This window comes from Acidovorax sp. Root219 (assembly GCF_001428665.1).
GTDB lineage: Bacteria > Pseudomonadota > Gammaproteobacteria > Burkholderiales > Burkholderiaceae_C > Acidovorax.
This window is the reverse complement of sequence record NZ_LMIJ01000007.1, coordinates 327-25,371: the sequence shown is the minus strand read 5'-3', so window position 1 is coordinate 25,371 and position 25,045 is coordinate 327. Positions and strand designations below refer to the sequence as shown.

The following is a 25,045-nucleotide window of genomic DNA, read 5'->3' as shown; positions in this document are numbered from 1 at the left end:
CAAAGTCTAAGATCGATTTAGATATCAATCTAATAGTTTTTTTGACAAAATAGATATACGTCTACGCATTCTGGAAAACCCCATGAGCACCTACAACCACTGGTTCATTCGCGCACGCCTGAAGACGCGCCAGCTGCTCTTGCTGGTGGCCCTGGCCGAGGAGGGCAACATCCACCGCGCGGCCCAAGTGCTCAGCATGACGCAGCCGGCCGCGTCCAAGCTGCTCAAGGACCTGGAGGACGTGCTGGAGGTATCGCTGTTCGAACGCCTGCCGCGTGGCATGCGCCCCACCTGGTATGGCGAGACCATGATCCGCCACGCGCGCATGGCGCTGGCCAGCCTGAACCAGGCGCATGTGGAGCTGGCGGCCCTCAAGACCGGGCACTTCGGCCAAGTGGGCATCGGGGCCATCACTTCGCCGGGCCTGAGCCTGCTGCCCGCCGCCGTGGCCCTGGTCAAGCAGGAGCACCCCAGCCTGCGCATCTCGCTCGACATCGAGACCAGCCCGGTGCTGATGGACCGGCTGGAGCAGGGCAAGCTCGACATCCTGGTGGGCCGCTTGTTCGAAGAGCATGACAAGGCCAACTTGCGCTACGAACCGCTGAGCGAGGAATTGGTCTGCGCCGTGACCCGGCCGGGCCATCCGCTGTCGGGCATGGCCGGGCTGACCCTGCGGGACGTGCTGGCCGCGGGCTGGATCGTGCCGCCCGCAGGCAGCGTGCTGCGCCACCGCTTCGACCTGATGTTCCAGCAGGACGGGCTGGCCCCGCCGGTCAACGTGGTGGAGACGGCGGCCCTGCTGTTCATGACGCGCATGCTGCAGCAGAGCGACATGATCGCTGTGGTCGGCGCCGACGTGGCGCACTACTACGCCTCGCACGGCATGGTGGCGGTGCTGCCGCTGGCCATGCCCTGCCACATGGATGCCTTCGGCATCATCACCCGCACCGACCGGCTGCTGTCGCCGGCCGCCAAGGTGATGATGAAGGCGCTCAAGCAGACCAGCCTGGTGCAGTACGGACGCCGGCTCGAAGCCGGGGATTGAAACAGGGGAAAGGTTACACCCAGCCGGCGTCCACCTTGAACTCTTGCGCCGTGCACATCGCACCGTCATCGGACGCCAGGAACAGCACCATGCGTGCGATGTCGTGCGGGCGCAGCTTGTCGGGCAGGCACTGGTTGCGCGCGATCTCCTGCTCGCCTTCGGCGTCGAGCCAGAGCTTGATCTGGCGCTCGGTCATCACCCAGCCGGGCGATACGGTGTTGATGCGGATACGGTCCTGCCCCAGGGTGCGCGCCAGGCCGCGCGTGAGCCCGTTCACCGACGACTTGGCAATGGCATAGCAGGGGTAGCCCGCGCCCTTGCCCTGCCAGCCCGTGGAGCCCAGGTTGACCACCGAGCCCGCGCCCAGGCGGCGCATGCCGGGCACCACGGCCTGGATGGCGAAGAAGGCCGGGCGCTCGTTGATGGCCATGCGCTCGTCGTAGTAGTCGGGGGTGACGGACTCCAGCGTGTGGCGGTCATCGCTGGCCACGTTGTTGACCAGCACCGAGAAATCACCCAACGCGCCTGCTGCCTCGGCCACGGCCGCCTGCAGCGCGGCGATGTCGCGCACGTCGCACACCTGCCACCACGGGCGCTCGTGGCCTGCGTCCACGAGTTGTTGGGCCAGCGCTTCGCTGGCTTCGCGCGCCACGTCCACGAAGGCCACGCGCGCACCCTGTTCGGCGAATGCTGCGACGATGGCAGCGCCGATACCACTGCCGCCGCCGGTGATGAAGACCGAGCGGCCTTGCAAGCTCGGAAAGTGGGCGAGCGCAGCGGGCTGGGAGGGGATATGGATACCAGTTGTCATTGCAATTTGTATATCAAAAAATTCCAAAAATAATCATTCCATGCATCAATTGACGTTGATAAGATGCCCGGCGTCAAGAGGCAGGCAGGTAAACAACAAACAGGAGACAAGCTTTGAGCAACCAGAGTCCCATGGCAGCGTCCGCTGCGTCGCGATTTCCCGTCCCCACCGTCACGTTGCCCCTGCGCTGCGTGGTCGAATCCGATGCGCAGCTGGGGGAGGGGCTTGTATGGTCCGTGCGGGAGCAGGTGGTGTATTGGCTCGACATCCTGGGCTGCCGCCTGTACCGGCTGGACCCGGCCACGGGCCTGCAGACGCAGTGGAGCTTCGACGAAGAGATATCGGCCCTGGCCGAGCGCCGGGACGCGCCCGGTCTGATCATCACCCTGCGGCGCGGCTTCGCGCTGTTCGACCCCGCCACCGACAGCGCCCCGCATTGCCTGCACCAGCCCGCAGCCGAGCTGCCGGGCAACCGCTTCAACGACGGCAAGTGCGATGCCGAGGGCCGCTTCTGGGGCGGCAGCATGGACTTTGACTGCAAGCTGCCCACCGGTGCGCTCTACCGCTACGACCCCGACGGCCGCTGCACGCGCCACGACGAGGGCTTCGTGGTGACCAACGGGCCCACCTGGGCCATGGCGGAGGGCCGACAGCGCCTGTACTTCAACGACACGCTGAGTTCCATCACCTGGCGCTACGACTTCGATGCGGTGGCAGGCACCGTGTCCAACAAGCAGATGTGGAAACGCTTCAGTGCCGAGGACGGCCTGCCCGACGGCATGACCACCGACGCCCTGGGCCGGATCTGGATCGCCCACTGGGGCGGCCACTGCGTGAGCTGCCACGACCCCGAAACGGCCGAGGAACTGGGCCGCGTGGTGCTGCCCGCCAGCCAGGTCACCACCTGCGCCTTTGGCGGGGCGGACCTTCGCACGCTGTTCATCACCACCGCGCGGGTGGGTCTCACGCCGGCGCAACTTGCTACCGAGCCGCTGGCCGGCAGCGTGTTTGCCATCGAGATCGACAGCCCCGGCGTGCCCGCCCATCTGTTCGGCGGTTGACCCTTTTCACGAGAGCTTGCACATGAGCGAAACCACCCATCCCATCACCTGGCTGAGCCATGCGGGCCAGCACCTGGGGCTGGTCCCCTCCCTGGGCGGCAGCGTGGCCGCCTGGCAGATCGACGCCCCGGAGCAGCCTGGCGGTCGACTCGACCTCTGGCGCCCCTGGGATGGTGCCACCCCCGACCTGTACCAGCTGGCCTCGTTTGCCATGGTGCCCTGGTCCAACCGCATCAGCGGCGGCGGCTTCACGCACGCCGGGCAGTTCCATCCCATGCAGCCCAACCGGGTAGGCGAGCCTTATCCCATCCACGGCGATGGCTGGCTGCAGCCGTGGGTGCTGTCGCAGCCCGCCCCGGACACGCTGCAGATGCAGCTGCGCTCGGAGCGCTTCGGGGGCAACCCCTACGACTACGAATCGGTGCAGACCTTTTGCCTGGTGGAGGGCGGGCTGGACCAGCATGTGCTGGTGCGCCACCTCGGCGCCGAGCCGCTGCCCTACGGCATTGGCGTGCACCCCTGGTTTCCGCGCACGCCGGGCACGCGCATCAGCGCACCGGTGCAGGCCGTCTGGCTGTGCGGCAACGACCCGTTGCCGACCGAACACACCCGGCAGTTCCCTGAAGGCTGGGACCTGAATGCCGGCGTCTCGGCCCATGGCACCCTGATCGACAACGGCTACACCGGTTGGGGTGGCACGGCGCAGATCGACTGGCCCGAGCACGGCCTGCGGTTGACCGCCCGCATGCCCGACTTCGGTGCCGATGGCGGCGCCGGGCAGCACTTTTGCCTCATCTACCGCCCACCGCAGGGCCCGGCCTTCTGCTTCGAGCCCATCACCCAGCCCATCGATGCCTTTCACCTGGCGGGGCAGCCAGGGCTGCGCGTGCTGGCGCAGGGGGAGTCGTTTGCGCTGAACGTGCAGTGGCGCTACGGCCGGCTGGCCGTTGGCTAGCAACAGGCGATTTCCGTCGGATCAGTCCACCTCTGCCTGGCGACCCAGAAGCCTGTTCACTGCTGCGCGCAGCGCCAGCAAGGACGTGGTGTTGAGCACGAACACCACGAAGCCTTCGATCTGGCTGCTAAGCAGCTCGAAGCGGATGTGCAGGAACACCACCAGGTGGTTCTGGATGCGCGTGCCCAGAATGGTGCGGCTGTCGCCCACGTCGACACGGGGCGGGCTCAGCTCGAACTCGTTGCCCAGCAGGTCGGCCAGGGTGGCCAGGCAGGCGCTGAGCATCACGTTGCCCAGCTCCGTCATGGCATCCTGCTCGATGGCGCTCAGGTCCTCGCCCGGCAGGCTCTGGCCCGCGACGATGCGGACGATCTCCAGGCTCTTGTCGCCCGGAAAGATCAGCAGCGCGTCGCCGTTGAACACGCCCCGGAAGGGCTGGCGCACCCCATACATGGTGCTGCCGGCGGTGCCCAGTTGCTGGGCCGCCTCGCTCACCGTGAAAATGCTCACGTGCGGCACTGAAAGCAGCACCTCGTCGTGCATGAGATCGCCCATGGCAGCGGCCGCCTTGCCGACACCGATGTTGAAGATCTCGCTGAGCGCGTCTATTTGTTCCGCATCAAGCTTGGCAGTCATGTCATGCTCCTGCCAGTGCTGCGAGCTTCCTCGCTGCATCGGCTGTGATGGGTTTTGCAATGAATACCAGGCCGGCCTCGTCGATGCGTTCCTGCATCGCAGACTGGACGTTGGCGGTGAGGATGGCAATGGGCAACTGGGGCCGGGTCTTGCGCAACGCCAGGGCCGCCTCCAGGCCGGTCATCCCGTGCATGTTGAAGTCCATGGACACCAGGTCCACCGGGTGTTCTTCACACATTTTCAGGGCTTCCTCGCCGCTGCTGGCGTGCAGGATGGTCCATTGGGGGTGGGCCTGCAAAATGAATCCTTGCAGGATGAGCCGGGACATGCGGCTGTCGTCAACAATCAAAAGTCGCAGGCTCATGGCAGGGTCTCGGTTGTATCGGGAGATGGAGTGGATCGTTCGTAGGCCAGCACCTTGTTGCGGCCCGTGGCCTTGGCACGGTACAGCGCCTGGTCGGCCCATGCCAGGATGGTCTCGATCCCGGCATCCCGGTGCGCCATCTCGGCCATGCCGATGGACACGGTGATCCTCAACGGCTCGCTGGCGGTGGAGAGGATCTGCAGTTGCGAGATGGCGTCGCGGATGCGCTCGGCCACCAGCTGGGCACTTTCGGTGGACGAGTGGGGCAGCAGGGCCGCAAATTCCTCGCCCCCCAGTCGCCCCAGGATATCGGCCTCGCGCAGCGCGCCCGCAATCGAGGTGGCGCATGCACGCAGCGAGTCGTCGCCGGTCTGGTGCCCATACCGGTCGTTGATGCGTTTGAAGTGGTCGATGTCAATCATCAGCACCGTGCACGGCTTGGCATGGCGGCGGCAGTGGTCGAGCAGTGCGGTGCCGCGCTCCAGAAAGGCCCGCCGGTTGAGCAGGCCGGTCAGTGAATCGCGTGTGGCCAGTTCACGCAGCTGCGACTCCAGTTGCTTGTGCGTGCTGATGTCGAAGCCCCACAGCAGATGGGCCAGCTTGCCATCAACCTCGATGAGGCGCGCCGACAGGGAGCTCCAGCGTGGATTTCTGGTGCCGATGAGCGCTTCCATTCCATCCACCTGGCCATACTTCTCCAGCGCATCCATCAATTGCCGGCTGGTGGCAGGGTCGTGCAGCAACTCGGGCAGGAACAGCTTCATGGGTGGCCACTGCAGCCCCAGGCGTTCCACCATCTGGTTGTTGATGAAGTGCACGAAGCCGCTTTCGACGTCCGCGAGAACGACATCGCTGGGGCTGGAGTCGAGTATGAATCCCAGCAACGCGCGGTGCTCATCGATCTCGCGCGTGCGGCTGGCCACGCGCATCTCCAGCTGGCGGTTGGCCTGCGCCAGCTGCTGGGACAGGGCCTGTGCCGCCCGGGCTTCTTGCAGCAGCTTGCGGATCAAGAGGGCCGTGCCTACCAGCAGGCCCCCCAGCACGGCGCTGAGCAGCATGAAATGGTCTTGCAGTTCCTGGCGAATCCGGTCCGTGTCCTGTGAGGAAAACAGGTGTACCGCCACCACGGCCTTGCGGGTGCTCTGCAGCAGGGCATCGGTGTGCGCGATGATGTCGTCGCTCAGGCCGGCACGCTCGGGCGGTGCCGAGGCCATGCGGCTGGACCAGCGCTTTACATGCCGGCCCAGTTCCTCCAGATCGAGTGCTGGCTGCGCCAGATCCTGCCGCAACCGCGCGCCGATGCGCTGGCTTGCGCCGGCCATGTCCAGGGTGCTGTAGAGAACCTCCAGGCGCTCGCGCAGCTCCTCCTCGGGCGCCTCCAGCGCTTTCACCTTGCGCGCCAGCAAGGCGACCCGCCCCAGTTCGCTGTGCACGCTCGACACGTACCACAGATCGCTTTTCTGAAACGGCTGCGCCAGCGATTGCGCCTGCCGCAGCGTCCACCACAAGGCGACGGATGTGGCCACCACCATGGCCACCACCAGGGCCAGCAGCCAATAGGTTCCACGCTCGTGGCGTGGCAGGCGGGCGGCTTGCGCCGCAGGCGACAGGGGCTTATCGGACGGAGAGGACATTGACCTGCCAGATGGTGCGGTTGACGTAGTCCTGCTTTTGCAACTGGGGGTGTGCGTCAAAGGGATAGATCAGGATCAGGGGGCCCTTGTCGCGGATGCTGATTGGCTGGTGATTGCGGCGGTAGGCCAGTACCGGGTCGTACTGCAACAGGTCGCTCCATGGGATGCGCACGGCGTAGTCGTTCAGAGCGGTCAGCTCGATCTGGTGGCGCTCGTTGCCGCCCATCCGTTCCACCAACTGGCGCAAGGACACGCCGCGCCACTGGGACTTGCCGGCAATCCCCAGGGCCTGCGGCAAGGTGGTGACGATGTCACGGGCCGGCAGGCTCTCCAGCGCCTGGAGGTCGCAGGCCAGGGCTGGCTGGGTTGGGCGTTGCAGTTTCAGCACCGGCCGCGCCCCTGATGGCTGGCACACCAGGCTGGCATGGGAGGGCAATGGCAGCCACAGGCTGGACAGGACAACAAACAGGGCGAACGCTGCGCAGGGCAGCCCCGCGCGGAAACAGGGCGTCATGAAGGGGTCTCGCTGGCTCGCTCCTCGGATGCAGTGTCAGGAGCAGACGCAGCGACTATGCCGGGATGCCCTGCAAAGTGGGCTTGTTTGCACGCTGTTGTGGGGGCAATAGGCCCGCTTTGACAATTGTTGACAGCTTGGCCATGCAGCCCGGCGCCGCGTATGGGTTGAAGCGCGGCACATTCCGGGCGCCCATGGTGCGCAAGAATCGCCCATGGCACCCGGGGTTCCACGCGTGTGCGGGCCGGTCTTGCCGGCCGCCCATGCGGTACCGCTTCAAATGACCCGAAAGCCGTGTGTCCCGTCGCGGCCCAACTGCTCGACCAGCCCGAACTCCCAGTCCAGGTAGGCCTGCATGGCCGCGCGCGGGCTTTCCGTGCCTTCGTAGGGGCGGCGGTAGCGGTCGGTGCGTGGCGAGGCCAGGCGCGTTTCGCCATGCTCCAGCGGCAGGCCCTGGGCGATCCAGGCCTGGGTGCCGCCGGCCAGCACCTGCACCTCGGCCCCGGTCAGGCGCGCCAGGTCCTGCGCCGAATAGCGGGCCAGCAGGCTGCTGCCGCAGGTGAGCACGTAGCGGCGCGCCTGCGGGATGGAGGCCACGGCGTGCGCCAGCTGCGAGCGCAGGGCAAACCAGGCACCCGGGATGTGGCGCTGGGTGTAGTTGGCGCTGCTGGTGAGGTCGAGCACGGCGGTGTGCCCGGCCGGCTCCTGCTGCAGCCATGCGGCCAGTTGCTCCGGCGTGGTCCAGGCGATGGGGCCGGCGGGCTCGGGCACCTGGTTGACCACGGCGCCGGTTTCGCTGAAGTCTGCGGGGTGTGCGCTGTCGAGCACCCACACCTCCCAGCCCATCTGGGCCAGCCACGATGCGCTCATGTTGGCGCGCACGCCATCGTCGTCCACCAGCACCAGGCGCGCGCCGCGCACTGCGGCCGTGTGGTCGGTCTCCTGCACCAGTTGCCCACCCGGCGCGCTGCGAAAGCCCGGCAGGTGGCCGGCCGCAAACTCCTCGGGCGTGCGCACGTCCAGCAGGTAGGTGGTGCGGCCGGCATCGGCCACAAAGCGGGCCAGGTCGTCGGCCTGGGCGCGCTGCACGCGGGCGCGGTCGGCCACGCTGCGCGCCCGCTGCGGCGCCTGGGCGCGGTCGATGTGCACGGCAGGATCGAAGCGGCGGCTGGCGCCGCGCTCCAGCGTCTGTCCGGCCAGCAGCCAGCCGATGGTGCCGTTGCGCAGCGCGGCCACGGGGTTGGGTATGCCTGCGTTGACCAGCGACTGCGTGCCGATGATGCTGCGCGTGCGCCCGGCGCAGTTCACGATGATCTGCGTAGCCGGGTTGGGCGCCAGCGCCTGGGCGCGCAGCACCAGCTCGGCGCCGGGCACGCTCACGCCGGTGGGGATGTTCATGGTGTGGTATTCGTCGTAGCGGCGTGCGTCCAGCACCACCACGTCGGCCTTGGCGTCGATCAGGGCCTGCACCTCTTCGGCGGCCAGCGAGGGCGTGTGGCGCTCGGCCTCTACCAGCTCGCCAAAGGACTTGCTGGGCACGTTCACGTCGATGAACAGCTCGCCCTCGGCATCGCGCCAGCCCTGCAGGCCGCGTGCGAGCAAGGTCACCTGGGTGTAGCCCAACTGCTGCAGCGTGCGCGCCGCCGGCTCGGCCAGGCCCTCGCCATCGTCGTAGACCACGATGAAGGTGTCGCGGCGGGGGATGCGTGCCCAGGCATCGAGCTCGATCTTGCCGGCCGGCAGGTTGGCGGCGAACAGCGGGTGGCCCTGGGCATAGGGGTCTTCCTCGCGCACGTCGAGCAAGGCGATTTCCTCGCGGGCGAGCAGGGCCTGGCGGACCTGGAGAACGGAAGTCTGGGGAATGGCGGGTGCGGTCATTGCGGGATCGTACGGGTCTTTGAAAATCGGGTCAGGCCGAGGGGGCCGGGTTGCGGGACAGGTCCCAGATGTTGGGCAGGGTGCTGTTGCTGTAGCCCGAGATGAAGGGTTTGCGCGTGCCGTCTTCGAGGTACACGCTGCGCTGCACGGCACCGATGTTGGCGCCGTAGACATGGATGCTGATGGAGGTCTGGCCATCCACCGCGTTGCTCACGCGGTGCACGTCGCCGATGGTAGGGGACACGGCCTCCACCTGGCCTGGCTGCAGGCGGTGCGGTGCACCGGCGGGCGCCCAGCGGCCGTCCGCCGTGCGGGCATAGGCCTGCGAATCCTCGGCCCCGCGCAGCATGCCGATCAGGCCCCACACCGTGTGGTCGTGGATGGGCGTGGCCTGGCCCGGGCCCCAGACAAAGCTCACCACCGAGAAGCGGCCCAGGGCGTCGGCATGCAGCAGGAACTGCTGGTAGCGCTCGGGGCTGGGCTGCGCATAGGCGGCGGGCAGCCAGTCGTCATGGGCCACGAGCGCACCCAGCAGGGCGCCGCCGCGTTCGAGCAGTTCGGGCTCGGGCGGGGCGCTTTCCACCAGGGCCGCCAGTTGCTGCACGAAGTGGCGCAGGCGGGCGGTGTCGGGGGAAACCGGGGCAGCGGTAGGGGCGGTGGGTTCTCTGGCTGTGGAGGCGAGGGCATTCATTCCCCGCATTGCACCAGCGTTGGGCGTGGGGGTGTGCGGAATCTTTTGCATATCCATCTCCGTTTTTCTTCGTTCTCTTTTCGGTGCCCAGCAGTTGCAATGCGGCTGGTGCGGTGCTTGCCACCGTTGTCTTCATTACACATGGGGTGCAGGGCATGAACAACAAGGGCCAGATTCTGGGTGGGGGAGAAGCGCATTGGTCGCGTCGGCAGTTGCTGCGTGCAACGGGTGCGGCCACGGTGGTGGGCGCCTCGGGCGTGGTCGGCAGCCAGGTGCTGGCCGCCGGCAAGCTGCGCGAGGTGAAGCTGGCCTGGAACGCCAACGCCATCTGCCTGTCGGCCGCCCCGGTGGCGATCGAGCGTGGCATTTTTGAAAAACACGGCCTCAAGGTCGAGCTGGTCAATTTCGCGGGCTCCACCGACCAGCTGCTGGAGACCATCGCCACCTCCAAGGCCGATGCTGGCCTGGGCATGGTGCACCGCTGGATCAAGCCGCTGGAGTCGGGCTTCGACGTGAAGCTGGTGGGCAGCTCGCATGGCGGCTGCTCGCGCCTGGTGGGCTACGAGGCGGCGGGCGTGACCAGCCTGCAAAAGCTCAAGGGCAAGACCATCGCGGTGTCGGACCTCAACAGCCCGGGCAAGAATTTTTTCTCGGTGCTGCTGGCCAAGGCGGGTCTGAACCCCGAGAAGGACGTCACCTGGCGCCAGTTCCCCGGCGACATGCTGGGCCTGGCCGTGGAAAAGGGCGAGGCCCAGGCCATTGCCGACGGCGACCCCAACCTGCTGTTGATCCAGCGGCGCACCAAGGGCCTGGTGGATCTGGCCTCCAACCTCTCGGGCGAGTACGCGGCCAAGACCTGCTGCGTGCTGGGCGTGAGCGGCGCCATGGTGCGCAGCGACAAGGGCACGGCGGCGGCCCTCACCCGCGCCATCATCGAGGCCTCGGACTTCGTGGCCGACAACCCCAACGAGACGGCACGCATCTTCAGCCCCTACTCCAAGGTGCCGCAGGAAGACCTGCGCGCCGTGCTGGGCACGCTCACGCACCGCAGCCACCCGGTGGGCACCTCCCTGCGCCAGGAGATCGAGTTCTACGCGCGTGACTTCAAGCTGGTGGGGGTGCTCAAGCCCTCTACCGACCCCGCGCGCTTTGCCGCGCATGTGCACGCCGACGTTCTGGCCTGATCCCGCCATGAGCACCGTTGCCGACCATATCCTGCCTGCGCCCGCATCCGTGGCCGATGCGCCCCGGGCGCCCCGTGCAGCCGCGCCCGCCACCAGAGCGGCTGCGCCCGCTACCTTCGGCGCGGCCCTGCCCATTCCCGCCATCTGGTGGACGGGCCTGGTGGCTGCCGTTGCCTGGGCGGCCCTGGGCCTGCTTACCTACCTGTGGCCCAACAAGCCCGCGGGTTTCAGCGAATGGGAGTTCACCCAGGAATTCGCCCTGGGAGCCGGCGTAGTGGCCGTGGCACTGGTGGCGCTGGCCCTGGCCCCGGCGGCTTTCGGCGTTGTGGGTGGGCGCGCGCGCCGCGCGGGCCCCTGGCTGGTGGCCATTGCCGTCGGTCTCGCGGTCTGGGAGGTGTTCACCGCCAAGCTGGGTACCTTGCCGCCGCCGTTCTTTGCCCCGCCGCAGAGCTTGGTGGAGGTGTATGTGACCGACTGGGGGCGCCTGCTGGAGAGCGCTGGCGCATCGATCCGCCTGCTGGCGCTGGGCATTGCCATCGGCGCGGCAGCAGGTTTCGTCACCGGCGTTCTGATCGGCTGGTCGCGCCAGGCCAGCTACTGGATCCACCCGGTGCTGCGCATCCTGGGGCCGGTGCCCACCACGGCGCTGCTGCCGGTGAGCTTCTATTTCTTCCCGTCGAGCTGGTCTACGGCGATCTTCCTGATCGCGCTGGGCACGGCCTTCCCGGTGGCCATCCTCACCTGGTCGGGCGTGGCCGGCGTGCACAAGAATTATTACGACGTGGCGCGCACCATGGGCGCGTCGCCCTGGTTCCTGGTGCTGCGCGTGGCCATACCGGCCGCGCTGCCGCAGGTCTTCGTGGGCCTGTTCATGGGCCTGGGCGCGGCGTTCTCCACCCTGGTGGTGGCCGAGATGCTGGGCGTGAAGGCCGGCCTGGGCTGGTATCTGACCTGGGCCCAGGGCTGGGCGGCGTACCCCAACATGTATGCCGCGCTGATCGTGATGGCGCTGCTGTTCTCGGGCGTGATCACCTTGCTGTTCGTGCTGCGTGACCGGGTGCTGTCGTGGCAGAAGGGGGTGGTGAAATGGTGAGTACAGCGATTGCCGCCGAGGCGGGCGCCGCAGCCCGGGTCACTGGTGCGCGCATCGACGTGCGCAATGTGAGCCACTGGTTCGACCTGCCCGCAGGCCCGCTGCACGTCATCGACGAGCTCGACCTTTCCATTGCCCCCGGCGAGTTCGTGGCGCTGCTCGGGCCCAGCGGTTGTGGCAAGAGCACCTTGCTCCGCCTGGTGGCGGGGCTCGAGCCCGCGACCACGGGGGAGTTGCTACAGGACGGCACCCCCATCACCGAGCCCGATCCCTCGCGCATCGTGGTCTTCCAGGACCCGACGCTGTTCCCCTGGCGCACCGTCTGGGACAACGTGGCCCTGGGCCTGCAGGCGCGCGGCATCCTGCGCCAGCAGCGCCACCGGGTGGACCAGGCCCTCAGCCTGGTCGGCCTGCAGGACTTTGCCAAGGTGTTCCCGCACCAGCTGTCGGGCGGCATGGCGCAGCGCGTGGCGCTGGCGCGGGCCCTGGTCAACGACCCGAGCCTGCTGGTGCTCGACGAACCCCTGGGCAAGCTCGACTCGCTCACGCGCCTTTCCATGCAGACCGAGCTGGTGGACCTGTGGCAGCGCACCGGCTTCTCGGCCCTGCTGGTCACGCACGACGTGGAAGAGGCGCTCTTCATGGCGCAGCGCGTGGTGGTGTTCTCCGACCGGCCGGCGCGTATCCAGCAGGTGCTGGTGAACGATTTGCCTTACCCACGCCACCGCGGCGACCCGCGCCTGGCCGCGCTGCGCCATGAGGCTCTGGCCCTGCTGGGGCTGGATGCGAGTTGGTAGGCCAGGCTCTTGTCGCCTGAACTGTTGAACGGCCTGCTCGAAGGCCTGCATGCCGCACAGCAGGGCCTGCGCGCGCTTCTGCATGCCCTGGGCCTGGCGCCCGAGGTCCATGGCCAGCCCGGCTGGCCGCTGGCGCATCGCATTGCGGCCGAGATGCTGGTGGTGGATGCTGGCCACGCACGGCGCGTTCTCTGGTCGCTGGCCTGCGCAGGCGGGGCGCTGGTGCTGCTGGCCGTGGCGCTGGCCTGGCGCCGTGCCCGGTGGCCGCTGGTGGCCCTGGCCATCACCGTGCTGGTGCTGGCGCCCTGGCCCCAGGCCCATCTGCTGCTGGCGCCGGCCGTGGCGACCAGCCTGCACCAATCGCCCACCGGCTTTGCTGCGGCAGGCATCGTGCGCGGCCAGGCCACCTACCAGCAGCACTGCGTGCGCTGCCATGGCACCGACGGCCGCGGAGAGGGGCCAGACGCGCCGCAGCTGGTGCAGTGGCCACCCAACCTGAACGGGGCCTTGCTGTGGAAGCGGCTCGACGGCGAGCTGTTCTGGCGCGTGCGCGAGGGCATGCACAACCGCGCGGGCGTGCCCACCATGCCCGGCGTGGGCAGCGCATTGAGCGATGGGCAGATCTGGGAGGTGCTCGACTACCTGCAGGCCCATGCCGCCGGGCAGATGCTGCGCGAATCGGGCACCTGGGACCGCCCGGTGCGCCTGCCGGCCATGGCCGTGCAATGCCGCCAGGGTGACGCGCGACACAGCCGCGAGCTGGTGGGGCAGCGCGTGCGCGTGGCCGTGGCGGGGCCCGGCGTGCAGCCCGTGGCCGACGACCCGCGCCTGGTCACCCTGGTCGCCGGCGTTCTGCCTGCAGGGGGCGATTCCGAATGCCGGCCGCAGGCAGACCTGCATGCTCTAGACCAGGCTCTGGCGCTGGTCCTGGGCATCCCGGCCGCCGAACTGCCGGGCTACCAGTTGATCGTGGACCGCGCCGGCTGGCTGCGCGCCCGCGGCCAGCCAGGCAAGGCGGCCTGGTCCGAGGACGACCTGGTCTGCCGCTCGACCACCGTGCCCGGGGCGCCCCCCGATGTACCGGTGGCGGTCGCCGCCGTCGCACCGGACGACGGGCTGGAGGCGCTGATCCGCCGCATAGACGCAGAACCGGTGCGGCTCACGCGCGGTGGCTTTCCGCACTGAATCGGATGGGGGCGGACTGGCGCGCCCCTACTTGCGGTTCTTGCGGTACACGTCGCCCACCGAGTTGGTCAGCGACGCCTTGTCCGGTGCCACGCGCATGGTCATCGGCCGTTCCTTGCCGCCCGCGATGCAGGTGAGCAGAAGCACGCCGGCACCCGGTTGGTAGCGGCAGTGGGCATAGGCCTTCTGGCTGTCGCGCAGCAACACCGTGCCCTGGGCGTCGAAGTCCATGAAGTCGTCGGTGAAGCCGGGCTTCTTGCGATCTTCGGCCAGTTGCCAGGTGCCGGCCAGCCAGCCGGTACCCTCCTGCGCCAGGGCGCTGCCGGAGAGTGCCAGCAGTGCGATGCCGGCCAAGGTGTGTCGAATATCCATGACCGCTTACTCCTTGCGTCCCCACGCGAAGTAGATGCCGCCCAGCACCAGGATGACGAGCGGCATGCCGATGGCCACGAAGCCCTGTGCCTGGACGTGCCGCAGGTTGGCCAGCAGCCAGAGCCCGCCGACGGCCATGCCGGCGATTCCGGCCTGGGTCTTGCGGTTCATCTGAAACCCTCCGGGGCGGGTACGGCAGGCACGGCCATCCCTTGGTTGCAATGCATGAAAATCCCTCTCTCGTCGTGTTATTTCCGGCATTTTGCCAGGGCTGCGCTCAACCCTCCAGCGCGTTCATGGCGAACGGCGCCGCCGTCAACATGCGCAAGTCCTGCGCATGGGGTGGGGCCGGGGGGGGGCAGTAGTGACCGCACACCGCAGCAGTGGCCGCAGGCGGTATGTGCGCAGTGAATTTGCAAACGCGGTTTTCTTCGTTGGCTGACAGCGGTGGGCGTTCCATCATGGACCGGTTCATTTACTTGCCTCACCAGGAGCCCGCTATGCCCGTCCAGTTCATCGGCATGATCCAGCCGCACGAAGTCTCTGAAACCATCGCCCGCAAGGGCCCGGCCGTGGATGCTGCTTATGTGCGCGTGTTCGCCCAGGCGCACGAACACGCAGGTTTCGACCGCATCCTGGTGCCCGCCAGCTCGTCCAGCCCAGACACCCTGCTCACCGTGGCCTATGCCGCGTCGGTCACCGAGAAGATCGGCTTTCTGCTGGCCCACCGCCCGGGCTTCGTCGCGCCCACGCTGGCGGCGCGCCAGCTGGCCACGCTGGACCACTACACCGGCGGGCGCCTGGCGGTGCACTACATCAGCGGCGGCTCCGACGAGGACCAGCAGCGCGACGGCGACTTCCTGGGTCATGACGAGCGCTATGCCCGCACCGATGAGTACCTGCAGTTGCTGCGCCGCGTGTGGACGGCCGACAAGCCCTTCGACCACGAGGGCGCGCACTACCGCGCCAGGGGTGTCTGGTCCGAGGTCAAGCCGTTGCAGCAGCCCTATGTGCCGATCTATTTCGGCGGCGCCTCGGCGCCCGCGTTGCAGGTGGCCGGCAAGCATGCCGACGTGTATGCCCTGTGGGGCGAGTCGCTGGCCCAGGCCGGCGACCTGGTGCGCCGCGTGCGCGCCGAGGCCACGCTGCATGGCCGCGAGGTGGAGTTCAGCATCTCCTTTCGCCCCATCCTGGGCAAGACCGAGGACGAAGCCTGGGCGCGCGCCGAGCAGATCCTCGAAGACACGCGCCGCCTGCGCGTGCAGCAGGGCTACTCGCGCGGCGTCGGTCCCCAGCAGAGCGAAGGGGCCCAGCGCCTGCTGGCCGACGCCGCCAAGGGCGACCGGGTGGACGAGCGCCTGTGGACGGCCATCGCGCGCGAGATCGGCGGGCGCTCCAATTCCACTTCGCTTGTGGGCACGCCCGAGCAGGTGGCCGACGCCTTGCTGAAATACTACGACCTGGGTATCACCACCTTCCTAATCCGCGGCTTCGATCCGCTGGTGGATGCCATCGACTATGGCCGTGAACTGCTGCCCCTGGTGCGCGCCAAGGTGGCCGAGCGGGACCGGCAGACCGCAGCACATGTGGCGCTGAAGGTGGCCTGAGCACCGCGCCTTGCGGGCAGATGCGGCGCGCACTTCTTGCGAGTGCGCGCCGCAGTGCTTTTGGGCTCAGGCGGGTGGCTGCACAGCGCCTCTTGCCCCAAATGCCCCGCTGAAGCTGCGGTCCCACAGCGGGGCCACCTGGGCCGGGCCATCGAGCACGCCCAGCTTCAGAAAGGTATCGGCCACGGCCTGGTGGCCCTTGACCACGCCATCGTCCACGGCGCGCAGGTCGTAGTCGGTGCTGCGGTTGTTCCACAGCTCGATCAGGTCGCCCACCGGCACGCGGGTTTCTTCCGACTGCGCGCGGGCATAGGCCAGGTAGTTGCCATTGGCCCAGAGGTAGGCGCGGCGCAGGCGCTGCAGGTAGTCGCTGATGGCGGCGTGTTTGAGCCGGTCCTGCACAGACCTGGGGTTGGCATAGATCGGGAAATTGCCCGAGAGGTAGCCATCCCCGGTCTTGAGCACGCGCGCGCCGTAGCGCAGGCGCGCCAGCTGGCCGTTGTAGCCATAGATGGCCCAGGCATCGAGGTCGCCCCGGTCAAAGGCCGACAGGCCGTCGGCCGGTGTGAGGCTCACAGGCGTGATGTCGGCAAACGACAGGCCCGCTTCGGCCAGCTGCCGGCTCAGAAAATAGTGCGAGGTGGTCGCGCGCACATAGCCCACGCGCCTGCCCCTGAGGTCGGCGATGCGCGTTATGGGCGCGTCCTTGCGCGCCAGGGTGACCTGGTTGTTCAGATCCTCGCGCGTGACGGCGATGAAGCGCACCTGCGCCTTCTGCCGCGCCGCGAACAGGGCCGGTATCTCGCTGCCCGAGCCCAGGTCCAGCGCGTCGCCGTTGATGGCCTCGATGTGCTGCACGCCGTTGTTGAGCTCGCGCCACTCGATGCGGTAGGGCGTCTGGCCCTGGCCGCTGGCCGCGATGAGGGGGCGCCACAGGCCCTTGTAGGTGCCGATGCGCAGGGTGACCTTGGAGAGGTCGGTGGCACCTGCCGCCACGGCGGGTGCGCCTAGAGTGGCCAGCGTGGCCGCACCCAGGCCGGCGCGCAGCAGGGTGCGGCGGTGGGTGCCGGAGGTGGTTGGCAATGGCATGGAGAAAGTCCTTTCGTCGTTCTGCGGGAATGCCAAGGTTCCAGCAACCGCTTTCCCGCTCCAACGACCATTGCGTAGCATCGATATGCGCAAATCAGCGGTCCGCAGCATGCGCCCCGCCTCATGCCAAAACCGAATGTGCACACGCGCTTTTCTTCGTTGGCGGTGCCGGGGGCGGCCTTTATGGTGGGCAGCACATTCCCCAGACACAAGGCCTCCCGATGTCCTCCTCAGCCACGCTGCTGCCTCCGCTGAACCTCCACGCCCGGAACCTCGCCCCCCAGCGCAAGGACTGGTTCGATCCACCGCCAGCGCGCCCCACGCTGGAGGCCGAGCGCCGCCACCGGCAGGAGAACCTGGCCGTGGCCTTTCGCCTGTTCGCCCAGCATGGCTTCGACCATGGTCTAGCGGGCCACATCACGGCGCGCGACCCGGAGTGGGCGGACCATTTCTGGGTCAACCCGCTGGGCCTGCATTTCTCGCAGATCAAGGTGTCGGACCTGTTGCTCGTGAACTCTCAGGGCGAGATTGTGGTCGGCAACGGTCCGCTGAACCGGGCGGCGTTCGCCATCCACGCGGCGCTGCACGAGACGCGGCCCGACATCGTGGCCGCTGCGCACACGCATTCGACCTACGGCAAGGCCTGGTCAGCGCTGGGCCGCCGGCTCGACCCGCTGACGCAGGACTCGTGCATCTTCTACGAGGACCATGCGCTGTTCGATGACTTCACGGGCGTGGTGCTTGAGACGGACGAGGGCTTTCGCATCGGCCAGGCCCTGGGCAACCAGAAAGCCGTGATCCTGCAGAACCACGGTATTCTGACGGCCGGCCCTTCGGTGGAAGCGGCTGCCTGGTGGTACATCGCGCTCGAGAACGCCTGCCACACCCAACTGCTGGCCGAGGCCGCGGGCGTGCCCCGGCCCATCCGGCCCGAAGTGGCGCGCCACACGCATGCGCAGATCGGCGGGCCGGGCGGGGCGCACTTCACCTTCAAGAGCCTGTTCGACATCGTGGTGCGCGAGCACCCCGAGGTGCTTCAGTGAACGCGCCCCTCACGGCAGGCCAACTGGCCCGCACGCTGGCCGTTGAGTTCGGCGCGCGCGCTGCCGTGCATGACCGCGAAGGCAGCTTTCCGCACCGCAATTTCACCGAGCTGCAGCAGGCCGGTCTGCTGTCGCTGGCCGGGGCGCGCCACCTGGGCGGGCAGGGCGCCTCGCTGGCCCAGTTGGGCGAGGTGATCGGCGCCGTCGCACAGGGCTGCCCGGCCACCGCGCTGGTGCTGACCATGCAGTACATGCAGCAGCGCGCCATGGGCCGGGCCGGATCGCCCTGGCCTGAGGTGTTGGCGCGCCAGCTGGTGCAGGAGTCGGTGCGCGAGGTGTCGCTGATCAATGCCCTGCGTGTGGAGCCCGAGCTGGGCTCGCCCGCGCGCGGCGGCCTGCCGGCCACGGTGGCACGCCGCGCGGGTGAGGGTGCGGGCGCAGGCTGGCGCATCACCGGCCACAAGATCTATTCGACCGGCGCACCCATCCTGCGCTGGTACCTGGTGTGGGCCCGCACCGACGAGGAGGCGCCGCGCACCGGCGCCTTCCTGGTGCGGGCAGGGGCGCCCGGCATCCGTATCGACCCCACCTGGGACCACCTGGGCCTGCGTGCCAGCGGCAGCCACGATGTGCATTTCGACAGCGTGCCGGTGCCCGCCAGCCATGCGCTGGAACTGCGCCTGCCGCAGGACTGGGCGCGGGGTGACTCCGCCGTGCAGGCCGAGATGGTGGTCCTGCTGGGCGGGCTCTACACCGGTGTGGCACGGGCTGCGCGCGCATGGCTGCTCGACTTCCTGCGCACGCGCAGCCCCGCCAGCCTGGGCGCGCCGCTGGCCAGCCTGCCGCGCGTGCAGGAGGCCGTGGGCACGCTGGAAGGGCTGCTGCTCACCAATGACCGCTTGCTGCGCGGCCTGGCGGCCGACGTGGATGCCGGTGTGCCGGTCTCGTCGGTGGACAGCGGCCTGATCAAGTCCACCGTGACCCACAACGCCGTGCACGCGGTGGAGGTGGCCCTGTCGCTCACCAGCAACCACGGCCTGGCGCGCAGGAACCCACTGGAGCGCCACCTGCGCGACGTGCTGTGCGGGCGCATCCACACACCGCAAGATGACAGCGTGCACGTGGCGGCGGGTAGGGCGGCCCTGGGCTGACGGGGCAATGCGTTCCCGGGGTGCCGACCCCGGACGGATGCCCGCTGCATACGAAAACCGCATATCCATGGACGCAAGGCTTCGTTGGCCTGGCGCGCGGCGGGTGCTGCAATGCAGCCTGTCCAATCCGATCACTTCTTGTCCAACGCCACCATGCTGCGCCGCCAATTCAACCACCTGCTCACCGCCTCCGTCGCCGCCAGTTCCTTTCTGTCGCCGTTGCTCACCCACGCACAGTCCCGCGTGCTGTTGCGCGCGGGCGACCAGAAAGGCGGGCTGCAGGCCCTGCTCGACGCTGCAGGCGAGCTCAAGAACCTGCCCTACGACATCAAGTGGAGCGAGTTCCCGGCCGCCGCGCCGCTGGCCGAGGCGCTCAACGCCAATGCCGTGGATTTCGGGCCCATCGGCGATGCGCCACTGCTGTTCACCCTGGCCGCTGGCAGCCGCGTGAAGGCCTTTGCCGCGAGCCGCTCCGATGCCTATGGCACGGCGGTGCTGGTGGCCCCGAATTCGCCGCTCAAGACTGCGGCCGACCTCAAGGGCAAGAGCATTGCGACCAACCGCGGCTCCATCGGCCACTTCGTCACGCTCAAGGTGCTGGAGTCGGCGGGCCTCAAGGCCGACGATGTGCAGCTGCGCTTCATTCCCCCGCCGGACGCCAAGCTCGCGCTGACGCAGGGTTCCGTCGATGCCTGGGCCACCTGGGAGCCCTACACCGCGCTGGCCGAGACCAGCGGCCACGCGCGCGTGCTGGTCAACGGGCGCGGGCTGTGGAGCGGGCTCAGCTACCTGGCCGCAACGGAGGTGGCCCTGGCCGAAAAGACCGCAGTGCTGCAGGACTTCAAGGAGCGTGTGGTGCGCGCCCAGGTCTGGTCGTACCAGAACGCCAAGCCCTTTGGCCAGTCGCTCGCGCGCATCATCGGCATTTCGGCCGACGCTGCGCAGCTGCAGTTCGAGCGCCGCGCCACGCGCTGGCAGGACATCGACGCCCAGGTGCTGGCCGACCAGCAGCGCACGGCGGATTTCTACCTGGCGGCAGGGCTCCTCAAGCAGCGGCTGGACGTGCGGGGCACCTTCGATACGCGGTTCAATGCCAAGGCCTGACGGCAGGGGCCCCGCGCCCCAGGGCATTTGACCCGCCGCCAGCAGCCTGGCGCGCTGCGCCGCACAATCGGCGCCTATGCATTCTTCCTCGACGATGCTGCGCCTGATCAGCGTGGCGGCCTTCTCCAGCATGGCATCCATGCGCGTGTGCGATCCGATGCTGGTCACCCTGTCCCAGGAGTTCCATGTCACCACCGGTGATGCGTCGGCGGTGATCGCCGCGTTCGCGGTCGCCTACGGCGTGCTCCAGCTCTTCTACGGCCCGCTCGGTGACCGCTTTGGCAAGGTGCGCGTGATCATCGGCGCCACCTTCGCCTGCGCGGTCTTCAGTGCCGTCACGGCCCTGGCGCCGACCCTGCCGGTGCTGGTGGTGTCGCGCGCGTTCATGGGCGCGGCGGCGGCTGGCATCATCCCGCTGTCCATGGCCTGGATCGGGGACAGCGTGGCCTACGAGCAGCGCCAGGAGACGCTGGCCCGGCTCATGGTGGCCACGGTATCGGGGATGATGGCCGGCCAGTGGTTCGGCGGCTTCGCGGTGGAGGCCCTGGGCTGGCGCTGGGCGTTTGCCGTGTTGTCTGTGCTGTTCCTCACGGCTGCCACCCTGCTGCTGCGCCAGATGCGTGCCACGGTGGCGGGTGCTGCAGCGGCGGGTGACCATCCGGCCGAACCGGCTGCCTTCTCGCTGCCAGCCTACCTGGCCACCACGGGGCGCCTTCTGCGCATGCCCCGGGTGCGCTGGGTGCTGGCCATCGTGGCGGTGGAGGGGGCCCTGGGGTTTGGCACCATGGCCTTTGTGCCCGCGCGCATGGTCGACGGCTTTGGCCTGTCGGCTTCGGCAGCCGGCGGGGTGATGGTGCTCTATGGGGTGGGCGGCCTGGTCTACAGCCTGATGGCGCGCCGCTGGCTGGCCCTGCTGGGCGAAAAAGGCCTGGCCCTGCTGGGGGCCATGATGATCGCGGTGGGCCTGCTGCTGCTGGCCTGGGCGCCCCTGGTGCACCTGGCGGTGGTGGGCTGCTTCTGTGCAGGCCTGGGCTTCTACATGCTGCACAACACCTTGCAGGTGCAGGCCACGCAGATGGCGCCGGAGGCGCGGGGCACGGCCGTAACGCTGTTCGCCTGCCTGCTGTTCCTGGGCCAGTCGCTCGGTGTGCTGGCAGTGGCGGCCAGTGTGGACCGGGGCTGGATCGCGCAGGTGTTCTCGATGGCCGCAGCGGGCGTGGTGGTGCTGGGCGTGCTGGTCTCGCGCAGGGTCCAGGGGCGGGTGGTGGCGGTCGCTGCGTAGGGGCCCTTGATCCGGGGGTGCATGCCCGGCCCCCGGCTTGGAAGCAAGAGGGTATGCGCGGGCCCGCAGCCTGCCGGTTCACCGATATAAAGAAAACGGTCAGGCGGGGTCCCGCATGGTGCGGGACCTTGTGGCCGTGAGGTGCCCATGACAGAGGAACCTGTACCTCCCCCCGGCGCAGTCCCGGCGTGGCCTGCGCTCGCCAAAGAGTCTGCGATGGATGCGCTGTTGCTCGGTAGCCTGGTTTTCGGGTTTGCCCTGCTGGGCATCCTGACCCGTCCCACCGGGGCGCTGGCGGCGTTCTGGCCCGCGAATGCGGTGTTGCTCGGTGTGCTGGTGCGCCGGCTGCGGCCGACCTCCGTGCTGGCCTGGTGCGGCGCGGCCGCCGGTTTCATACTCGCCGACGTGGTCATGGGCGGCACCTGGCCCAAGGTGGCCTGGCTGACACTGGCCAACATGGCCGGCGTCATCGTGGGTTACCTGCTTTTCTCACGCATACCCCTTGGCCACCGGCGCCTGCTGCAGCCCCTGTCGGTGGTCTACCTCATCGTGATCGTGGCCATGGCCTCGCTGACTGCGGGCCTGGTGGGCATGGTGATCAACCCGCTGCTCTTCCATGGATCGCGCGCCGACGGTTTGCTGATCTGGTTCACGGCGGAACTGGTCGATTACCTGGTGATCCTGCCCGTGATACTGACCATGCCGGCGTGGCGCCGCCCTCAGCGCGACCAACGGCACCGCGAGTTCGTGCTGCGCCTGGATCCGCTGAAACTGGCGCCGGCCTTGAGCCTGTTTCTGGGCGGGGCGCTGGGCATGGTCATCAGCGGGCCGGGTGCCGTCTCATACCTAGTGCCTGGCCTGCTGTGGTGTGCCCTGAGCTACAGCCTGTTCGTGACGGCGGTGCTCACACTGCTGTGCAGCGTGTGGACGCTGATGGCGGTATCGGTCGGCTACCTGCACCTGGGGTCGGACTTCGGCGGGCAATACGAACTGCAGTCGTTTCGCATCGGCGTGGCGTTGATGGTGCTGGCCCCACTGGCGGTGGCCAGCGTCATGGCGGCGCGCAACGAACTGCTGCGGCAATTGCAGCACGCTGCCACGCACGACCGCCTGACCGGGGTGCTCAACCGGGCGGGTTTCATCGACCAGGCCGAGGCGCTGTTCCGCGCCACGGCAGGCCGCCAGCGGGAGTTTTCAGCGCTGATGCTCGATATCGACCACTTCAAGAGGGTCAACGACGTGTACGGGCATGCGGCTGGTGATCTGGTGCTGGCGGATTTTGCACAACTGGTCAACAGCTGCCTGCGTGACACCGACGTGCTGGGCCGCCTGGGAGGCGAGGAATTTGCGGTGCTGTTGCCCGACGTCTCTGCTGCAGTGGCCCAGGCGATTGCCCAGCGCATCTGTGTCGCCTGTGCCGCGCACTCCACCCTGCTGGAGGACGGAACGCCATTGATCTCCACGGTCAGCATCGGGGTGGCGCATGTGCCGGATGTGCCGGTGACGCTGGATGCTTTTCTTTCAGCCGCGGATGCGGCGCTGTACCTTGCCAAGCAATCGGGACGCAATCGGGTGGTGATCAGCGGCGACGAATCCCTGCCCGCTGCGACCGCCGTGCCGTAGTGCGCGCGCGGCGGTCGATGCTTCCAAATAACTTTGATGTCTTATTACTTGATTTATTGATCGTTGGTTTCTTTATGTTGCAATAGTACATTCCCTTATCCTTTCCAACCAGGGCCGGACCGGCGCCACAGGCGCGGGGCGGCCTTTTGTACTTTTCATGATCGACTTACGGGGTATCACCCAGATTTACCCGGGCCCACAAGGCCCGGTGGAAGCCCTTCGGGGTATCGACCTGCATATCCATTCGGGCGAGGTCTTCGGCATCATCGGCAAGAGCGGTGCCGGCAAGAGCTCGCTGGTGCGCGTGATCAACCTGCTCAACCGCCCCACAGAGGGCGAGGTCATCGTCAATGGCCGCGACCTCACCAAGCTCAATGACGCGCAACTGCGCGCGGCGCGGCGCGACATCGGCATGGTGTTCCAGCATTTCAACCTGCTGTCCTCGCGCACGGTGTTCGACAACGCTGCGCTTCCACTGGAGCTGGCGGGCATGGACAAGGCTGCCATCCGCGAGCGGGTGAACCCGCTGCTGGAGCTGGTGGGCCTGTCGGCCCTGGCCAACCGCTACCCGGCGCAGATCAGTGGCGGTCAAAAGCAGCGCGTGGGCATTGCGCGCGCCCTGGCCAGCCGGCCCAAGGTGCTGCTCTCGGATGAGGCCACCTCGGCGCTGGACCCCGAGACCACGCGCTCCATCCTCGACCTGCTGCGCCAGGTGAACCGCGAGCTGGGCCTCACGGTGGTGCTCATCACCCACCAGATGCAGGTCATCAAGCAGGTGGCCGACCGCGTGGCCGTGATCGAGGCCGGCCGCATCGTGGAGCAGGGCCGCGTGCTGGAGGTGTTCACGCGCCCCCAGCAGGCCATCACCAAGAGCCTGATCGACGAAATATTGCCGCAGGAGCTGCCCGCCAGCGTGCTCGACCACGTGCGCAAGCTCACCGGCCAGCTGGCTGCCACGGCACCCGGCAACGCGGGCAGGCTGCTGCGCCTGTCGTACTCGGGTGACAGCGCCTACCAGCCCATCCTGTCGCAGCTGATCCGCGAGTTTGGCGTGGACATGAGCATCCTGCACGGCCAGGTCGACGAGATCCAGGACGAGACCTTCGGCTCGCTGGCCGTCTATGCGAGTGGTGAGCCTGAACGCCTGCGCGGCGCGGTGGAGCACCTGCGCGCCGGCGGCGTGGCCGTCGAAGAAGTCACGATTGAAACCTGAGGGGGCAACAAGCAATGTTCGACCATTTCACTCCGGCCATGCTGGAACTCTTCGCCTCATCTCTGTGGGAAACGCTCATCATGGTGGGCATTTCCGGCCTCGTCGGCGGCCTGCTGGGTGTGCCGCTGGGCGTGTTCCTGCGCCTCACGGACCAAGGCGGCGTGCTGGAAAACAGCCCCGTGAACAAGCTCGTGGGCTGGCTGGTGAATGCCGTGCGTTCCACGCCCTTCATCATCCTGCTGGTGGCCATCATCCCGTTCACGCGCTTCATCACGGGCTCGTCCATCGGCACGGCGGCGGCCGTGGTGCCGTTGACCATCGCAGCGGCTCCCTTCGTGGCGCGCCTGGTGGAGGCGGCCCTGCGCGAGGTCGACCACGGCCTCGTCGAAGCCGCTCAGGCCATGGGGGCTACCACCAGCCAGATCGTCTGGAAGGTGCTGCTGCCGGAGGCTTTGCCTGGCATCGTTGCTGGGCTGACCATTACCTTCGTGAGCCTTACCGGGTACTCGGCCATGGCTGGGGCCATTGGTGGTGGTGGGCTGGGGGATTTGGGGATCCGGTATGGGTACCAGCGGTTTCTGCCGGAGATCATGTTGGCGGTGGTGCTGGTGTTGATTTTCTTTGTGCAGGCGGTGCAGAGTCTCGGGGATTGGGCTGTGCGTCGGCTGAGCCATCGTTGATTTGTCGGCTGTGGTTGCTCTTTGCCTTGATTG

At 68.0% G+C, this 25,045-nt stretch carries 25 protein-coding genes; 15 read left to right on the top strand and 10 right to left on the bottom strand.

What is annotated here, in order from left to right; all coding sequences use genetic code 11:
- Positions 1 to 82 precede the first annotated feature (82 nt).
- The gene (locus tag ASE28_RS06510; protein WP_057265621.1) at positions 83 to 1,045 is read left to right on the top strand and encodes a LysR family transcriptional regulator; all 963 of its coding nucleotides are present in this window, start codon (positions 83 to 85) and stop codon (positions 1,043 to 1,045) included.
- Between the two features lie 13 nt (positions 1,046 to 1,058).
- Here the strand turns inward: ASE28_RS06510 and ASE28_RS06505 are convergent, their stop codons facing one another.
- Positions 1,059 to 1,856: an SDR family NAD(P)-dependent oxidoreductase gene (locus ASE28_RS06505; RefSeq protein WP_057206997.1), complete on the bottom strand. Its 798-nt coding sequence runs from the start codon at positions 1,854 to 1,856 to the stop codon at positions 1,059 to 1,061.
- A gap of 131 nt (positions 1,857 to 1,987) precedes the next feature.
- Between ASE28_RS06505 and ASE28_RS06500 the strand changes: the two genes are divergently transcribed.
- Both ASE28_RS06500 and ASE28_RS06495 read left to right on the top strand, forming a co-directional pair.
- Positions 1,988 to 2,917, top strand: coding sequence for an SMP-30/gluconolactonase/LRE family protein (locus ASE28_RS06500; RefSeq protein WP_057206995.1), 930 nt, complete (start codon positions 1,988 to 1,990; stop codon positions 2,915 to 2,917).
- A gap of 22 nt (positions 2,918 to 2,939) precedes the next feature.
- Positions 2,940 to 3,872: an aldose 1-epimerase gene (locus tag ASE28_RS06495; RefSeq protein ID WP_057265619.1), complete on the top strand. Its 933-nt coding sequence runs from the start codon at positions 2,940 to 2,942 to the stop codon at positions 3,870 to 3,872.
- Between the two features lie 21 nt (positions 3,873 to 3,893).
- Here ASE28_RS06495 and ASE28_RS06490 read toward each other — a convergent pair whose 3' ends face one another.
- From ASE28_RS06490 to ASE28_RS06465, 6 genes are all read right to left on the bottom strand, one after another.
- Positions 3,894 to 4,508: a hypothetical protein gene (locus ASE28_RS06490; protein WP_057265616.1), complete on the bottom strand. Its 615-nt coding sequence runs from the start codon at positions 4,506 to 4,508 to the stop codon at positions 3,894 to 3,896.
- Position 4,509: 1 nt separating this feature from the next.
- A complete protein-coding gene (locus ASE28_RS06485; protein ID WP_162262237.1) occupies positions 4,510 to 4,872 on the bottom strand; it encodes a response regulator in 363 nt (120 codons plus the stop codon).
- Complete coding sequence (locus tag ASE28_RS06480) at positions 4,869 to 6,506, bottom strand: GGDEF domain-containing protein (RefSeq protein ID WP_057265612.1); 1,638 nt, start codon at positions 6,504 to 6,506, stop codon at positions 4,869 to 4,871. Before ASE28_RS06480 ends, ASE28_RS06485 begins: the two co-directional genes overlap by 4 nt.
- Entirely contained in the window at positions 6,487 to 7,020 is a 534-nt protein-coding gene (locus ASE28_RS06475; protein ID WP_057265609.1) for a molybdopterin-dependent oxidoreductase, read from the bottom strand. The genes ASE28_RS06480 and ASE28_RS06475 overlap by 20 nt, the downstream gene beginning before the upstream one ends.
- A gap of 276 nt (positions 7,021 to 7,296) precedes the next feature.
- Positions 7,297 to 8,898, bottom strand: coding sequence for a rhodanese-related sulfurtransferase (locus ASE28_RS06470; protein ID WP_057265607.1), 1,602 nt, complete (start codon positions 8,896 to 8,898; stop codon positions 7,297 to 7,299).
- A gap of 31 nt (positions 8,899 to 8,929) precedes the next feature.
- The gene (locus ASE28_RS06465; protein WP_057265605.1) at positions 8,930 to 9,589 is read right to left on the bottom strand and encodes a cysteine dioxygenase; all 660 of its coding nucleotides are present in this window, start codon (positions 9,587 to 9,589) and stop codon (positions 8,930 to 8,932) included.
- A gap of 155 nt (positions 9,590 to 9,744) precedes the next feature.
- Between ASE28_RS06465 and ASE28_RS06460 the strand changes: the two genes are divergently transcribed.
- The 4 genes from ASE28_RS06460 to ASE28_RS06445 are packed head-to-tail and all read left to right on the top strand — an operon-like array spanning position 9,745 to position 13,848.
- Positions 9,745 to 10,773, top strand: a complete 1,029-nt coding sequence (locus ASE28_RS06460) for an ABC transporter substrate-binding protein (RefSeq protein ID WP_057265603.1) — start codon at positions 9,745 to 9,747, stop codon at positions 10,771 to 10,773.
- 7 nt (positions 10,774 to 10,780) lie between these two features.
- Complete coding sequence (locus ASE28_RS06455) at positions 10,781 to 11,866, top strand: ABC transporter permease (protein WP_057265601.1); 1,086 nt, start codon at positions 10,781 to 10,783, stop codon at positions 11,864 to 11,866.
- Positions 11,860 to 12,663 (top strand): ABC transporter ATP-binding protein, encoded by an 804-nt coding sequence (locus tag ASE28_RS06450; RefSeq protein WP_057265599.1) that lies wholly within the window; start codon positions 11,860 to 11,862, stop codon positions 12,661 to 12,663. Before ASE28_RS06455 ends, ASE28_RS06450 begins: the two co-directional genes overlap by 7 nt.
- A 9-nt stretch (positions 12,664 to 12,672) precedes the next feature.
- Entirely contained in the window at positions 12,673 to 13,848 is a 1,176-nt protein-coding gene (locus ASE28_RS06445; protein WP_057265597.1) for a cytochrome c, read from the top strand.
- 27 nt (positions 13,849 to 13,875) lie between these two features.
- Here ASE28_RS06445 and ASE28_RS06440 read toward each other — a convergent pair whose 3' ends face one another.
- Entirely contained in the window at positions 13,876 to 14,220 is a 345-nt protein-coding gene (locus ASE28_RS06440) for a hypothetical protein (protein WP_157421899.1), read from the bottom strand.
- A gap of 6 nt (positions 14,221 to 14,226) precedes the next feature.
- On the bottom strand, positions 14,227 to 14,391 hold the full coding sequence (locus ASE28_RS31910) for a hypothetical protein (protein WP_157421898.1): 165 nt from the start codon (positions 14,389 to 14,391) through the stop codon (positions 14,227 to 14,229).
- A 329-nt stretch (positions 14,392 to 14,720) separates the two neighbouring features.
- Here ASE28_RS31910 and ASE28_RS06435 point away from each other — a divergent pair, with 329 nt between their 5' ends.
- Positions 14,721 to 15,827 (top strand): LLM class flavin-dependent oxidoreductase, encoded by a 1,107-nt coding sequence (locus tag ASE28_RS06435; protein WP_057265593.1) that lies wholly within the window; start codon positions 14,721 to 14,723, stop codon positions 15,825 to 15,827.
- Positions 15,828 to 15,893: 66 nt separating this feature from the next.
- Here the strand turns inward: ASE28_RS06435 and ASE28_RS06430 are convergent, their stop codons facing one another.
- Complete coding sequence (locus ASE28_RS06430) at positions 15,894 to 16,916, bottom strand: ABC transporter substrate-binding protein (RefSeq protein WP_057265591.1); 1,023 nt, start codon at positions 16,914 to 16,916, stop codon at positions 15,894 to 15,896.
- Between the two features lie 221 nt (positions 16,917 to 17,137).
- Here ASE28_RS06430 and ASE28_RS06425 point away from each other — a divergent pair, with 221 nt between their 5' ends.
- From ASE28_RS06425 to ASE28_RS06395, 7 genes are all read left to right on the top strand, one after another.
- Positions 17,138 to 17,959, top strand: coding sequence for a class II aldolase/adducin family protein (locus tag ASE28_RS06425; protein ID WP_057206968.1), 822 nt, complete (start codon positions 17,138 to 17,140; stop codon positions 17,957 to 17,959).
- On the top strand, positions 17,956 to 19,110 hold the full coding sequence (locus ASE28_RS06420; RefSeq protein WP_057265589.1) for an acyl-CoA dehydrogenase family protein: 1,155 nt from the start codon (positions 17,956 to 17,958) through the stop codon (positions 19,108 to 19,110). The genes ASE28_RS06425 and ASE28_RS06420 overlap by 4 nt, the downstream gene beginning before the upstream one ends.
- 111 nt (positions 19,111 to 19,221) lie before the next feature.
- The gene (locus tag ASE28_RS06415; protein WP_082607955.1) at positions 19,222 to 20,214 is read left to right on the top strand and encodes an ABC transporter substrate-binding protein; all 993 of its coding nucleotides are present in this window, start codon (positions 19,222 to 19,224) and stop codon (positions 20,212 to 20,214) included.
- 76 nt (positions 20,215 to 20,290) lie between these two features.
- The gene (locus ASE28_RS06410) at positions 20,291 to 21,496 is read left to right on the top strand and encodes an MFS transporter (protein WP_235516060.1); all 1,206 of its coding nucleotides are present in this window, start codon (positions 20,291 to 20,293) and stop codon (positions 21,494 to 21,496) included.
- 216 nt (positions 21,497 to 21,712) lie between these two features.
- A complete protein-coding gene (locus ASE28_RS06405) occupies positions 21,713 to 23,119 on the top strand; it encodes a GGDEF domain-containing protein (protein ID WP_057265585.1) in 1,407 nt (468 codons plus the stop codon).
- A 157-nt stretch (positions 23,120 to 23,276) separates the two neighbouring features.
- Entirely contained in the window at positions 23,277 to 24,332 is a 1,056-nt protein-coding gene (locus ASE28_RS06400) for a methionine ABC transporter ATP-binding protein (protein ID WP_057265583.1), read from the top strand.
- Positions 24,333 to 24,346: 14 nt separating this feature from the next.
- On the top strand, positions 24,347 to 25,012 hold the full coding sequence (locus ASE28_RS06395; protein ID WP_057206961.1) for a methionine ABC transporter permease: 666 nt from the start codon (positions 24,347 to 24,349) through the stop codon (positions 25,010 to 25,012).
- Positions 25,013 to 25,045: the final 33 nt, after the last annotated feature.

Coding starts and splice junctions, on each gene's coding strand:
- ASE28_RS06475 (WP_057265609.1), bottom strand. CDS start 7,020: ATGACGCCCTGTTTCCGCGCGGGGCTGCCCTGCGCAGCGTTCGCCCTG.
- ASE28_RS06465 (WP_057265605.1), bottom strand. CDS start 9,589: ATGAATGCCCTCGCCTCCACAGCCAGAGAACCCACCGCCCCTACCGCT.
- ASE28_RS06500 (WP_057206995.1), top strand. CDS start 1,988: ATGGCAGCGTCCGCTGCGTCGCGATTTCCCGTCCCCACCGTCACGTTG.
- ASE28_RS06410 (WP_235516060.1), top strand. CDS start 20,291: ATGCATTCTTCCTCGACGATGCTGCGCCTGATCAGCGTGGCGGCCTTC.
- ASE28_RS06510 (WP_057265621.1), top strand. CDS start 83: ATGAGCACCTACAACCACTGGTTCATTCGCGCACGCCTGAAGACGCGC.
- ASE28_RS06400 (WP_057265583.1), top strand. CDS start 23,277: ATGATCGACTTACGGGGTATCACCCAGATTTACCCGGGCCCACAAGGC.
- ASE28_RS06490 (WP_057265616.1), bottom strand. CDS start 4,508: ATGACTGCCAAGCTTGATGCGGAACAAATAGACGCGCTCAGCGAGATC.
- ASE28_RS06485 (WP_162262237.1), bottom strand. CDS start 4,872: ATGAGCCTGCGACTTTTGATTGTTGACGACAGCCGCATGTCCCGGCTC.
- ASE28_RS06450 (WP_057265599.1), top strand. CDS start 11,860: ATGGTGAGTACAGCGATTGCCGCCGAGGCGGGCGCCGCAGCCCGGGTC.
- ASE28_RS06440 (WP_157421899.1), bottom strand. CDS start 14,220: ATGGATATTCGACACACCTTGGCCGGCATCGCACTGCTGGCACTCTCC.
- ASE28_RS06435 (WP_057265593.1), top strand. CDS start 14,721: ATGCCCGTCCAGTTCATCGGCATGATCCAGCCGCACGAAGTCTCTGAA.
- ASE28_RS06425 (WP_057206968.1), top strand. CDS start 17,138: ATGTCCTCCTCAGCCACGCTGCTGCCTCCGCTGAACCTCCACGCCCGG.
- ASE28_RS06415 (WP_082607955.1), top strand. CDS start 19,222: ATGCAGCCTGTCCAATCCGATCACTTCTTGTCCAACGCCACCATGCTG.
- ASE28_RS06460 (WP_057265603.1), top strand. CDS start 9,745: ATGAACAACAAGGGCCAGATTCTGGGTGGGGGAGAAGCGCATTGGTCG.
- ASE28_RS06455 (WP_057265601.1), top strand. CDS start 10,781: ATGAGCACCGTTGCCGACCATATCCTGCCTGCGCCCGCATCCGTGGCC.
- ASE28_RS06430 (WP_057265591.1), bottom strand. CDS start 16,916: ATGCCATTGCCAACCACCTCCGGCACCCACCGCCGCACCCTGCTGCGC.
- ASE28_RS06470 (WP_057265607.1), bottom strand. CDS start 8,898: ATGACCGCACCCGCCATTCCCCAGACTTCCGTTCTCCAGGTCCGCCAG.
- ASE28_RS06495 (WP_057265619.1), top strand. CDS start 2,940: ATGAGCGAAACCACCCATCCCATCACCTGGCTGAGCCATGCGGGCCAG.
- ASE28_RS31910 (WP_157421898.1), bottom strand. CDS start 14,391: ATGAACCGCAAGACCCAGGCCGGAATCGCCGGCATGGCCGTCGGCGGG.
- ASE28_RS06480 (WP_057265612.1), bottom strand. CDS start 6,506: ATGTCCTCTCCGTCCGATAAGCCCCTGTCGCCTGCGGCGCAAGCCGCC.
- ASE28_RS06395 (WP_057206961.1), top strand. CDS start 24,347: ATGTTCGACCATTTCACTCCGGCCATGCTGGAACTCTTCGCCTCATCT.
- ASE28_RS06505 (WP_057206997.1), bottom strand. CDS start 1,856: ATGACAACTGGTATCCATATCCCCTCCCAGCCCGCTGCGCTCGCCCAC.
- ASE28_RS06405 (WP_057265585.1), top strand. CDS start 21,713: ATGGATGCGCTGTTGCTCGGTAGCCTGGTTTTCGGGTTTGCCCTGCTG.